This is a genomic window from Candidatus Neomarinimicrobiota bacterium (assembly GCA_012964825.1).
In the GTDB taxonomy this organism is placed as follows: domain Bacteria; phylum Fidelibacterota; class Marinisomatia; order Marinisomatales; family S15-B10; genus UBA2125.
The window spans coordinates 4,453-17,980 of the sequence record DTTI01000026.1 but is presented as its reverse complement, the minus strand read 5'-3'; the positions used below and the strand labels follow the sequence as shown (position 1 = coordinate 17,980).

Annotated in this window: 8 protein-coding genes; all 8 read right to left on the bottom strand. The window is 45.8% G+C overall.

Annotated features, from left to right (window positions below; all coding sequences use genetic code 11):
* Positions 1-70: 70 nt before the first annotated feature.
* Complete coding sequence (locus EYO21_01685) at positions 71-1,099, bottom strand: asparaginase (GenBank protein HIB02521.1); 1,029 nt, start codon at positions 1,097-1,099, stop codon at positions 71-73.
* 45 nt (positions 1,100-1,144) lie between these two features.
* Positions 1,145-4,345, bottom strand: coding sequence for a hypothetical protein (locus EYO21_01680; GenBank protein ID HIB02520.1), 3,201 nt, complete (start codon positions 4,343-4,345; stop codon positions 1,145-1,147).
* A 32-nt stretch (positions 4,346-4,377) separates the two neighbouring features.
* The gene (locus EYO21_01675; GenBank protein HIB02519.1) at positions 4,378-5,511 is read right to left on the bottom strand and encodes an NAD-dependent epimerase/dehydratase family protein; all 1,134 of its coding nucleotides are present in this window, start codon (positions 5,509-5,511) and stop codon (positions 4,378-4,380) included.
* Positions 5,512-5,556: 45 nt separating this feature from the next.
* Positions 5,557-7,620 carry a S9 family peptidase gene (locus EYO21_01670; protein ID HIB02518.1) on the bottom strand — a complete coding sequence of 688 codons (2,064 nt, stop codon included), beginning with the start codon at positions 7,618-7,620 and terminating at the stop codon, positions 5,557-5,559.
* The gene (bla, locus tag EYO21_01665; GenBank protein HIB02517.1) at positions 7,574-8,581 is read right to left on the bottom strand and encodes a class A beta-lactamase; all 1,008 of its coding nucleotides are present in this window, start codon (positions 8,579-8,581) and stop codon (positions 7,574-7,576) included. Before bla ends, EYO21_01670 begins: the two co-directional genes overlap by 47 nt.
* Before the next feature lie 13 nt (positions 8,582-8,594).
* Complete coding sequence (locus EYO21_01660) at positions 8,595-10,613, bottom strand: S9 family peptidase (GenBank protein ID HIB02516.1); 2,019 nt, start codon at positions 10,611-10,613, stop codon at positions 8,595-8,597.
* Positions 10,606-12,159, bottom strand: a complete 1,554-nt coding sequence (locus EYO21_01655; protein ID HIB02515.1) for an N-acyl-D-amino acid deacylase — start codon at positions 12,157-12,159, stop codon at positions 10,606-10,608. Before EYO21_01655 ends, EYO21_01660 begins: the two co-directional genes overlap by 8 nt.
* A 17-nt stretch (positions 12,160-12,176) precedes the next feature.
* Positions 12,177-13,528, bottom strand: a 1,352-nt coding sequence (locus EYO21_01650) for an amidohydrolase (GenBank protein ID HIB02514.1), incomplete at its 5' end; no start/stop codon positions are given.

Sequence of the window (13,528 nt, the reverse complement as noted above, 5' to 3'; positions counted from 1 at the left end):
GTGGAGGAGGTTCCTTTAAGTCTTCTTTAAACCTCCTAGAATAATTAAGGATGTCTAGAATTTAGAGAGATTAACTCTCTATAAGATAAGTCCCCTTCAGAACTTTAAACCCTTTCTTTGACCAGTAAGCCACTTCCGGCTCTTTCCCTTTGCTTCCGCGGATGGCGGCACAGCCCACCTCACCGTCCTTGTTCATGGCAACCATTTTATCGCTGAAATCGACCTTGTCTTTACCACCATTAATATCAATAATCCGCTGACAGACCGCCTCGCAGGCTTCCTGCGGTGACTTGCCTGCTCGCATCTGTTCCACGCCATAAAAAGAACCGCATGAACGGAGCAGTTCTTCACCTCTGCCGGTGGCACCCACGGCACCTACTTCATTATCTACAAAGAGACCTGCGCCTATTATGGGTGAATCACCAATCCGACCAGGAATTTTCCAAGCAAGGCCGCTAGTTGTAGTAATGCCTGCCAAATCACCCGCACTGTCCACGGCAAGAACATTGATAGTACCAGTAGTTCTGTCTATGTCATAATCCCCATCTTTGGGTGGAAACCAGTCATCCTTGTCTGAAAGGTTCTCTTTCCACCGCAACCAGATCTTTCTCGATTTCTCCGTGAGAAGATTTTCCACCTTGAAGCCATGAGCAACAGCAAAATCCTGAGCGCCTTTTCCCACTATGTGTATATGGTCGGTTCTTTCCATAACCAACCGTGCTACAGAGCAAGGCGTTTTGATTCCCTCCAGCGCTGCCACCGAACCGCAGTTATGGGTGGGACCAAACATAATGGAGGAATCTAGTTGAACAACGCCGCGCTCGTTGGGGAGACCACCATAGCCCACAGAGGTGTCTTCTGGATCCAACTCGGTAACGTTCGCTGATTTTTCCACCGCATCCAGCAGTGATCCTTTTTGGGAGAGAATTTCCCAGCCAGGCGTCAGCACTTTCTTCCCCCAACTCTCTCCCCTACTGCATAGAATAACAGGGTTGTTCTTCCGAGCTGCCGGCTTTGGCGTCACGGCGCCGCTGCCTATGACAGGCAGTGAGATACCGAAGGCCGATAACGTTTTGATAAATTTCCTTCTGTTAATCATGATAGTCTCCCTTCTCTTCGTCGACTAATAGAATCTGTCCTTTTTCTATTTGATTCTTAAAGGTTCGTACTCCTTAAAGTGACTCACCCGGGATGATTCCACAGCATCTTCATAATCCATCCACTCCTCATCGAAAAAGGCGTTTATCTTCTCCAACACCCTTTTCGTCTCACTCTCTGCATGTTTCAAGAGTATGTCGTGCGTCTTGTTCCGTCCGGTAATGTTGCTGTAGAGGTAGCGACTCAACACCCCCACCTGCGCTGTAAGAACGTCAGGATTCCTAGCGATGCCTTGACGGCCGCGCGGATTTATAATCAATCTCTCCAGCTCTTCAATCTGATCCTGAACTTTCTTCCCTTGTTTCTTCAAATCCTTATGAGACTTATTCTCCTTCGGATCTAAGAGTTTATTGATTGCGTCGATGGCTTCCTTTGCTTCCTGTAACTGTTTCACTGCTTTCCCGACGACTTCCGTTAGTTTCATCTGCTGGTCATGAAGAGGCTGGAGCTCTTCCAGATTTCTCACATAGATATCAACGCGAGGATCAGTGATGACATTCACCACCTGAGTTACTGAATCCTTGTCATGAGAGATCCTGACTGTATAGTCACTTGGGAGCACGGGGGGGCCTGGCGGTTCCCGGTCTCTCGCCATGGGAGGCCCCCAACCCCCACGGCCAGGGGAACGTACCCCTTTGCGGCGGAGACCCCATGTAATACGGTTAAGTCCCGTGTCAACTTCAGCATGCAGTGTTCTGATGACGTCGCCTTCAGAGTTCAGCACCTCTACCTTCACTTTGTCTTTCTTTGTCTCGCTGGGGCCTTTTCCTTTTTCTGACTCCTCTTCATCTTTTCCTTTACTTCCTTGTTTCTTCTCCTTTTTCGGAGAAGGATTGTAGACAAAAGAGAGCATGGCTCCCCAGTCTCGGTTTTCGCCGCTGAACATAGCATTAGCGTTAAAGCGTGTGCCGCTAGCCTGCCGGTTAATGGCCAATACGGCTGTCGGCGGTTTAAAGAAACGAAGATGCTTATTCAGAATTTCTGGCCCCTCTGAAGCTAACGCTCTCAAAGGGCGAATATCATCAAGGATGTATGCCGCCCGGCCAAATGTGCCAATGATGAGGTCATGTTCCCTGGGATGAATCTTCAGGTCAATAGTGGAAACTGTGGGATATCCATGTGTCCACTTGGTCCAATTCTTTGCACCATCAATAGATAAATAAAGGCCAAACTCTGTGCCAAGGAACATAAGGTTGGGTTCTAACGGGTCCTGAACTACACTGAGTGCATGCCCCCACACCTGATCTTCATCTACAATCTTCCTCCACGATTTCCCGAAGTTGGTTGTGCGGAAAACGTAGGGTTTCCAGTCATTTCTTCGATAATTGTTTATTACAACAAACGCTTCATCTGCATTATAGGTGGATGCCGTAATCTGAGGCACCCAGCTCCCCTTTGGAACTCCCGTGAATCTATTTGTGAGATCTGTCCATGTTTTGCCACCATCCTGTGTCAACTGAACGTTTCCATCGTCCGTCCCCACCCAAATAATGCCTTCTTCAACAGGGCTGGGTGCAATAGCAATAATGGTTGTGAAATTCTCTGCACCTGTTACATCATAGGTAAGACCACCTGACTCAAGTTGCTTTTGTTTTTCTTGATCATTTGTAGTCAAATCAGAGGAAATGACTTCCCAGTTCTCACCCCTATCACGGCTTTTATGCAAATACTGACTTCCATAATAAATAGTGTTTTCATCGAATGGGTCCTGAGCAATTCCGGCGTTCCAGTTAAACCGGAGTTTTTCCATTTCGGGATGAACAGGCTTGATGGTCTGGGTATGGCCGGTAATAAGGTCGTACCGGCCCACGTTGCCACCCTGGCTCATGGCATAGCCGAATCGGGAATTCCCCGGATGGGGCACCACATCGAACCCGTCACCAAAAAACAACTCCTCCCAGTAGGCATTCCTGATGCCTCCTGAACGCCACACATATGCAGGCCCACGCCAAGAACCGTTGTCCTGCATTCCACCGTAAACATTATATGGCCATTCCATGTCATAATTAATATGATAGAACTGCGCCAGCGGCAAATTTTCAACAAAACGCCATGTTTTACCCCGGTCTCTGGAAATATTGAGTCCACCATCATTGCCCTCCATAAGGAAATTGGGGTTTTCGGGATGGCCCCAGAAAGCATGGTGATCCGGATGAACACCAGCCTCCCCGTATGCTGTCATGAGCTGAGAGAAGGTATTGCCACCGTCATTGCTAACAGTCACAGTACTGTGGAGATTATAGAGTCGGTTTTCATTTACAACATCTACATATATTTCAGCATAGTAAAAGGGGCGGCCCCCAACATTTTTTTCGGTTACTTTTTTCCAGTTGAAGCCTCCGTCTTCCGATTTGTAGAGGGCATTTTTCTTTGATTCAACAAGGGCATAAATAATGTCAGGATTGCTGCGGGCGATGGCAATTCCCATACGTCCCAGCTCTCCTTTGGGTAGGCCATTTTTGCTTGTCCGTTTTTCCCAGTTTTTACCGCCATCGAAAGTGACATACATACCAGAGCCTTCCCCACCAGACTTAAAGAACCATGGAGACCTGCGAAACTCCCACATCCCAGCGATAAGCTTATTGGGATTGAAGGGGTCTACAACTAACTCTCCAATACCCGTCTTTTCATTCACATATAGAATTTTTTCCCAGGTTTTACCACCGTCAAGAGTTTTGAAAACACCCCGGTCTTTACTGTCACCCCAGGCAGACCCTTGAGCGCCCACATAGATAACATCTGAATCCCTGGGATCAAGAATGACTCGGTGAATATTCCTTGTTTCACCAAGCCCCATATAGTCCCAGTTTTTTCCTCCATCCAAACTTCTGTAGACACCATATCCGCTGGTTTGACTGTTTCTGGGATTCCCTTCTCCTGAGCCCACCCACACAACGTCAGGATTTGATTGATCGATTGTAACATCTCCTATAGATGCTGCTTTTTGATCATCAAAAATAGGAGTCCAGTCAATACCCCCACTCTCTGATTTCCACAATCCGCCTGAGGCCGTACCAACATATATAATATCAGGATTTGAAAGAACCACATCGATGGCTGTAACCCGGCCACTCATGCCGGCAGGGCCAATGCTTCTCGCTTTCATATTTTTCAGCTTATTTATATCAAGCTGACCAAAGGTTATGCCTGTTGCCAAAATCCAAACCGAGACTGCTATTCTTTTCATTTCACACCTCAATTTATTGGTCGTATAAATCATCAGTTTTGCAAATTTTTTTTCCATTTTTTCAATACTTCTTTCTCTTTATCTGGTGCAAGCCCGGCTTTAAGGTTGTGCTTCCGTTCTTCGGGCAGGGTATGCCACCAGTCTAAAGTGTCACGTGCCGTTTGGGCTAAAGGTCTATAGGTTAAACCTGCCGAAACGGCTTTACTGTTGTCAAACGAAGAAAAACCATCGTATTCCCCACCCGAAGGCATCCAGGCTGTCATTTCACGCCAAGGAGCAACTTCATTCTCCGCCAGAAATTCCTGGTCAACCCAAGTGAATGACACTTTACCGTTTACCACAGCACGTATACCATACAGCATTTCCGCCATGCTGTATTTTGCCATCGGACCAACTGCACTATAAGTACCTGTTGCACCCTTTTCAATTAAATGAATGTCAAATTCTGCCAAATCCCGAGCATCAATATACTGTACCTGGTGACTAGGGGTTCCGGGAGACAAAACTTCCCCACCGCGTTCAATTCTTACGGGCCAGTAAGTCCACCGATCTGTGCGATCTCCCGGGCCAACAATTAAGTGAGGCCTTACAATAATAGCCCCATTTCCAAAAGCTCTCCTGGTAACATTTTCTGATAATGCTTTAAGCGCCCCATACGCACTCATGTCTTCCTCGGCAGGGTCGTCCGTAGTAGCCACCTGGTCTTCCTCTGTTAACCCACGTTTGTCAAAGCTCGCATGAACAGAAAGAGAGGAAGTAAAAAGATAGGTGTTGACGTTACCCTTCAAAATGTCTGTTGTCTGTCTAACCCAACGGGGATAAGTAGCAGAATTATCAATTACAGCATCCCATTCTCGACCTTCCAAGGCGGTCAAATTATCATTTCGATCGCCTAGAAGATGTTCAACTTTATCAAACAGACCTTTATGAACTGTCGGCTCAGTTTTTCCTCTATTAAAAATGGAAATTTTGTGCCCCCGAGACAGAGCATATTTGATCTGGTGTGGTCCTGTAAAAGCGGTTCCACCAAGAATTAGGATGCGTAATGATGGAGAAATGTTTTTGGTCTCCTTTTGTTCTGAACGACCAAAAGTGCTTAAGCCGAATCCAAGGCCCGCTGTGGTAACAGCAGTTGATCTAATAAATTTCCTTCTTGATGATTTCATTGCCACTCATCTCTCATACTTATACCTCTAATTATCGAGCCTGTATCACCGCTGGATATATTTGTCGAACCAGTTTAAGATTCTTGGAGACACATCCATAAGCAGTTTGGGCTCTCTAGGACCGTGGGGGGTTCGAGGGTAAACAATCATTTCTGTGTCTATCCCTCTACGTTTCAAAGCAACATAGAATTCTTGACCCTGTGTAAAAGGTACACGCAAATCATTGGCGCCATGAATTACCTGAGTAGGGGTTGTCACATTGGCTATTCGGTAAATAGCTGAATGTTTTTCATAGGTCTCATAATCTTCCCAAAACTCTCCTCCCATATGTGCCGCAAGATAGTCAGGAATGTCAGTAGTGGTGACCATACTAACAAGATTGGGAAGTCCTGCTCCCATACTGGCTGCTTTGAAACGACCTGTTCGCGTAACTAAAAATGAAGTCATATAGCCGCCGTAACTCCAACCCATTGCCGCCAATCTTTCTGGGTCAGCAATCCCCATATCTATTACTTTATCCACGCCGGCCATAATATCCTCATAATCACCGAAACCCCAATCCTTGAAATTGGCATAGCGAAAATCTTTTCCATACCCAGTACTACCTCTAGGATTAGATCGGAGAACAGCATAACCATTATCTGCAAAAAACTGAATAACGTAGATACTTGGACTGCCAGTGAAAGTTTGGGTGTAAACCCCGGCTGGGCCACCATGGATCATTAGAGCCAAGGGATATTTTTCTCCTTTTTTATAACCCGATGGATAGGTTAACAGACCTTCAACTTGTAATCCGTCTTTTGACTTCCAACTCAAAAGTTCTGTTTTCGACACTTCTGGCCATTTCTTTGTTGAATTAAAAGATGATATAACCCTGGGTCTGAATTTTCTAAGTTCACTAATATAAACCTCGTCCGGCACGTCCATTGATTCTCCAACAAAAGCCATCTGCTTTTCATCGGGACTTATTACTGGTGCCGAGATAACGCCATCATAAGATGTTATTCCTGAAATTTTTTGTCCTGTTACAGAAAGCTTATAAACTTGGGTTTTTGTTTTTTCAAAGTCTGCCGCATAAACATATTTTCCATCGCGGGACCATCTCATAACACCCGGTACCCCATAAATACCAACATCTCTATTAGGCGTTTCGGCGAGTTTCTTGGGGTTTCCCCCCTTGGACGAAACAACAAAACAATCCGCCAAGCCTATTCTCTCAGTTTTTCCCCCATCGGATGCAAAGGCAACCCACTTTCCATCTGGTGAAAAAACAGGGTCAGCGTCCACACCTGGCCATTCCACGAGGAAGGTCACCGTTTTATCAGACAAACTAACCACAGAAATATCACCGGATATTGATCTGCTATTAAACGTCGGTTCAAAACTGTGGGCAAAAACAATTCGTCTACCGTCAGGACTCCAATTGAAGGAGTTGACAGTGAAATTACCCTCAGTTATTCTGTCTGCTTTATTAGTGTCAACCTCTGTCGCAAATTGTTTTACGTAAACATGGTTGTACTTGAAGTTTTCATCCACAATAATAACGTCGCGCTTTTCTTTCTCTTGTTCTTCTTCCTCTTCTGTTTTCGGATCTTTCATGAGAAAAGCGATCTGTGTTCCGTCTGGTGACCACTCAAAATTGCCCACGCTCTCTTTTTCATATGAAAACTGCTGTGCTTCGCCGCCGTCTGTTCGCATGACCCAGACTTGGGCCTCTTCGGTTCTTTCACTAATAAACGCGAGATATTTACCATCTGGAGAAAACCGAGGACGGGAAGCAGATTTGTCTCCATAAGTAAATTGATGTAGGGAATTATCTTCTAAACGAGACATCCAAATCTGGTTGAGATACTCTGATTTGTCTCCCTCTATAAGGGCTTCTCTCACGACCATAGCCAATCGGTGCCCTGAAGGCGAAAACCGCAGTTGGGAAATACTTTTCAGCTCAATACTTACATCTAATGTCCAATTATCAGAAGATTGACCACTTAGAATTATAGACAGTAAGAATGCTGTAGCAATGATTCGTTTTAACCAAGACATTGGTGTGTTTCCTTTTTCATTAATTGAACAAAAAGTAATCATGTGCAGCCCTAGCAACGTGGGCAATCGCCTTTTCTCTTTTTGGTATTTCCAGTTCTGAATCTTTAACAAAAGCAACCACCACTACATGTCCCTTGTTCTGGGGCAGCTCTATGATACCTACATCGTTGGTGGTCGCGCCAATGGTCCCTGTCTTGTGGGCCACAAAAGTTTCCTCAGGCAACATACCTTTCAGCCGACCTTCGCCTGTTTTGCAACGTCCCATAATATCAATAAGAAGTTCCGAGTATTTAGGACTCAAAATTTCCCTGTTCCATATTTTCTCAAGTAAAACAGCCATGGCCTCCGGAGTAGAAGTGTCCTGTGGATCTGTTGAAAAAGCTCGGTTTGAGCTTTCTATTTCTTCTTCTGAAAGTGATTCATATTTATCAATGAAAGCTTCATTTGAAAATTCTTTTCCACCCGAAATATCAACACCAACCCAGTCAGCAATCAGTTTAATAGTGGGTCGATTAACGCGCATATCACGTATTTTATTTTTTTTCAGTGTTTTATTTATTCTCTTCGAACCTCCAGCGGTGTCCAGCATTATGTCAGTGGCACTGTTATCACTTATAAGCATCATTAGTTCTAAGAGGTTTCTCACGGAAAGAATAACACCTGGATTAACAAAAAGTCGGGATAGAGTACCACTGCCAGGGTGAAGATCATATTTTTGCACTTCAATCATCTGGTCCAGCGTTATTTCTTTCATTTCCACTCTTTTTAAAAGCTGAACAGCAATAGGTACTTTATAAGTACTGGCCATTGGATAGCTTTCACCATTGTTTATATAGACCCTCTGTCCGGATTCTATATGTATAACACCCACACCCATGGTTCCACCTGAAAGTTCTCCCAAGCGGGTCAACTCTAATTCAAGGGTTGAGAGCCCTCCTTGTGCCTCCGCCAGCCGTGGACTGAATAATAAACAAATATATATAACCATGGAGAGGTAGAGCTTTCGCTGAAAGTTAGATTTTTTCATTTAAATGACCCTATTAATTGTTATACTTATTGATCCAACCCATTATGTGTTTCATTTTACTCAGGTGATGACTGGGCCTCACAGAAATACCATGGGGCTCATCAGGGACCCTTACCAGCACAGATTCTACACCTAACAGCTGAAGCGCTGCATAATACTGCTCAGAATCAGGCATGGGGGTGCGGTAGTCCGCCTCTCCTGTAAGTACCATAGTGGGTGTCTTTACATTTTTTACTACTGAAAGCAAGGACTTGCTCTCATATTTCTCCACATTATCCCAGGGCATTCCAGGAAACCAGTAGTTAGCTGTCCAAGGAATGTCAGTATACAATACAAAGCTGTACCAGTTTATTACGGGGTAGACCGTCACCGCCGCCTTGAAGCGTGTGGTCCTACCAATCATCCAACAGGTAAGAACACCACCCCCACTGCCACCGGTGACAAAGAGATTGTCTTCGTCAACATAACCCCTTTTAATAGCAGCGTCTACACCTGAATTCAGATCATAAAAGTCATCACCAGGATAATCATGGTGAATCAGCTGGGCAAATTTTTCACCATAGCTGGTACTGCCTCTGGGGTTTGTATAAAGTACAATATAGCCTTCAGCGGCCATAAGCTGTTTCTCCAAATAAAACCGATCACCATAGTTAGCGAAAGGACCACCATGGATTTTTATTATAAGAGGATACTTCTTTGAAGGATCAAAGCCAGGTGGTTTAATAATCCACCCCTGGATGTCAAGACCATCGTGGGAAGACTTGTACCATATTTCTTCCACCTTGCCAAGCTTTTTATGGGTCAGAAGGTCACTATTAACTGAGGTAATGGTCTTAGTCTGGCCACCACTGGCTCTGCCTACTGCCAAGTCTGAAGGAAGATCGGGTCTGGTTGTTATAAACACAAACCGTCCATCTTTCGCTACCGAGTAACCACGGCTCAGGTTATTACCTAGGATGCTGTTCTTACCCTTAAGTGTTGTTTGGGCCAGTTTCGTATTTCCCTTATCCGCATAGGTAAAAAAGATGTTTTTACTGTCCCCTGACCAGCTGAGGCTGGAGACCCCTCTATCCAATTTCGTTTTGACCTCCTGAACCTTTTGCGTTTTCAGGTCCATCAAATATATGCGTGATATCTGTGTGGCCATTTTCTTGTTGTCATAACCCGTATAGGCCAGCCACTTGCCGTCTGGGGACGGCTTGGGGTCCCCATCCGGTCCATCCCGATCTGTGAGTCTATCCATTCTTCCATCTACAATATTTACCTGATAAATATCACTCTGCCGGTACCCTTCTGCTTCCCACTCATCACTAAGGTTGGTAGAGACATATACATATTTACTGTCTCTGGACCATGCTGTCTGACCACCTCGGTAACTGGCAAAGTTAAACCTTCCGGAAGTCAGTTGCCGAGCTGTGCCCCCTTCAGAGGGGACTACAAAAAGGTGTTTGTATCCTTTTAAATATCCAACCCGATCAAACCGGTAGACCAGGCGGTCAATCACTTTTGCAGGTGCTGCCCATTCAGCGCCCTCTGGGGCAGTTGGCAGATCCACCTTAAACTCAGCATCGGTCGGCACCGTACCATAAAAGGCAACATGTTTACCATCAGTTGACCAGCTGATCCCGTGGGGCCCTGTCTGGACATTCGTCAGGGTCGTGGTCTCACCCGTATCCATCCACCGCTTGTGGATCTGGCCAGAACCTGAGGCGCCGGAGATATAAATCATCTGCTTTCCATCGGGAGACCACCGGGGCTGACTGTTACCGTTATGACCGCTGGTAATGGGGCGATTATCTGTTCCGTCATAATTGATGATCCAGATATTGGAATAGCGCTTGTCGGTCATTATATCACTGCCAGATCGAACATAGAGAATTTTGGAACCGTCAGGAGACATCTGGGGATCTGAAACACCTTCCATCTCAAAAATATCCATGGGTTCAAGCAGGTTAGCATCTTGGCTGTTCAATGGTAAAAAAAGCAGTAAGACAATTACAATGAGCGATTTGTAGTTTGTTATTCTATTCATGATTTTCCCCTCTTGTTAACATTCGTCCATAAGCCTCTATAAAACCCTTGGGTCTTTGCCATGCTATATTGCCATTCACAATGACTGTCTCAAACCCCGTAGCCAGCTGGTGTGGCTCTCCGAATGTAGCATTGTCTTTCACCTTCAAGGGATTAAAAATAATAAGATCAGCTTTATAGCCTTTTCTAACCAGCCCCCTGTCCGTTAACCCGATAGTTTCAGCAGGTAAAGCTGTCATCTTCCTCACCACCTCTTCCAGGGTTAGTAAAGAATCTTCTACCACATATTTTCTGATCATCTTTGCAAAAGCGCCATGGCCTCTGGGATGGTACATGGCAGGTGAACCATCCGACGAAACCATCACATAAGGATCGGCGAGGAATCGCTCCTGCAACTCTTTGTCCATAGTGAAGTAAGCAGCATCGGCACCGGCCGGTCCGATGGAATCCACAAGCACCTGTTCAAAGGAGAGATCCATCTCTTCAGAAACCTCTGCCAAGGTTTTTCCTCTGTATGGTTCTGTACCAAAAAGTGTTGCCACCGGACCGTTGCGTTTCAAAACAAGCTCTATTACATAAGAGAGGAGTTCTTCACGTCTTTCATTTCTGATTTTTTCATAATCGTGTGGTGGTTTAGCCCAGTCGGGGAAAAGGATTCCGATAGTAGTATAACTCGCAAGGTAGGGGTAGACATCTGCAGTAACGGTAAAACGTAAGTTTTTATTTCTTTGTTTGGTCATTAGCATCAAAATTTCTTCCGCCCGTTGTACTCCTTTACCGAAAACCACTTTCATGTGAGATACATGAATGTTCGCGTATCTACCTTGGCTGAACAATTCCGCAAGATCATCTTCTATAGTATCGTCCTGTTCTTTTCGAACATGGCTCATAATAAGGCCCTCGTGAGTACCCACAATGCGGGCCAGATAGTCCAACTCATGCTGGTTCGCATATGTACCGGGGGTATATTCAAGTCCTGTGGTCATACCGAAGGCTCCTGCGGTCAAAGCTTCCTCAAGCAGTTTCCCCATTTGTTCCAGATCAGCCTCTGACGGATCAGTTATAAAATTCACCCCGCTGAGCTTCCTGAGCGTGCTATGACCCACGAACATGGCAATGTTAGGTCCCAAAGGGAGTGTGTCAACTGACTTCATCCAGTTTGCAAGATCTTCCGTGTCCGGGCTAAATCCATCCTGCCCCAGGCTGAGGGTGGTAACTCCCATGGATAAAAAGTTGGTGAAACCCGGCGTGTCAAAAGGATCACCATGAGCGTGCGCATCAATAAAGCCCGGCGTTATGATCAGATCCGTGGCATCCAGGATATCTTTAGCAATAACATCTGCGGAGGCTGTTCCTACAAAAAGTATAGAGTCCCCGTTAACAAAAACATCGGCGCGAATGGCTGGACCGCCACCACCATCTACAACGGTGCCACCTTGAATCCAAAGGTCAGCTTTAAGCGGTTCAGTTAATTTTTTTGAGCTTTCCTTTGGAGTACATGAAACGAAAAGGATAATAAAAAGTCCCCAACACTTTAGTCTGAACATAGAGTGATGCAATTAACCTATCTTTTTTTATAGATGACCTTTCCACCCAGAACAGTCATCACATTTTCCACATCCTTGATCTTTTCAGGTTCTATCTTCAACAGATTGTCTGATAGAACAGCCATGTCGGCTAGTTTTCCCACGGTAATAGAGCCTTTGATACTCTCTTCGAATGAGGCATAGGCAGAATTAAGGGTGTAGGCCTGAATGGCTTCTTTCATGGTCAGTTTTTGTTCTGGGAACCATCCTTCATCAGGTTCACCGGTGAGTGTCTGCCGCGTGACGGCTGCGTAGAGTCCCAACATGGGATTAAGGGGATACCGAGCAGCGTTGGTACCGGGTGAGTCAGAGCCGAAGCAGACCACAGCACCGTTATCCCACAACGACCGAAAGGCATAAGCACCCACGCACCGGTCCTGACCGATCCGCTCTTCCATCCAACGCATATCATCGGTACAGTGATATGGCTGAACTTCAGCCACAATGCCGAGCCTATTAAAACGTTTGAAGTGATCCGGATTAATCACTTGGGCATGGACAAGCCGGAAACGACGGTCTCTTTGACCATTTTTTGCAATCATTCGTTCCATCATATCCAGTAGATAGCCATTGCCTTCGTCACCAATAGCATGTACAGAAAGCTGTATGCCGGCAGAGTCAGCTTTCATAGCAAGGTTCTCCAGATTACTTACCATTTCCCGACCGTCATTGGCGGCTGTCCACGGAAACATTATGGATCGCCAGCGGCCTCGCTCTCCCGGCATGTGGGAGTAAGGTTCGTAGAACCTGGCGCTCGAATTTCCCATAATTCCATCAATCCACGCCTTCACCGAGCCGAGCCGAATCATCTCATCCCCCGCGCCTACCTTGATTCCCAGTGCCGCCAGTTTATCCCATTGATCCAGATATCCTCGGGAGTGGACTCGGACAGTGAGCGCCTCTTGGTTTCGAAGGGTGTAAAAGATTTCCCGTTGAAGCGGATCAGACATATCAGAGAGGCTCGTGACGCCGAACATTTTGCATCGATCCAAAACCGCTTGTGTTTCCAGTAAACGCTGGTCCCATGACCTTTTAGGGATGATTTTCTGGAAGTAGGTATTAACATTGGCACCTGTGAGAATTCCGGTAGGATTCCCTTTCCTGTCTCTATCAACCGTAATGCCCACAGGATTGGGAAGGTCTCTGCCAATACCCGCTAACTCCAATCCTTTACCATTTGCGAAAAATACATTACCATCAAATCGTTGTATAAAAACCGGTCGATCCTTAGTAAAAGAATCAATCATTTCCCGGTGGGGCTTAAAAAGGTCTTTCTTTGCTTTCCGTCCCTCTTCTCCAATCGTTCCGGCTTCCCACGCCTCATACGCTG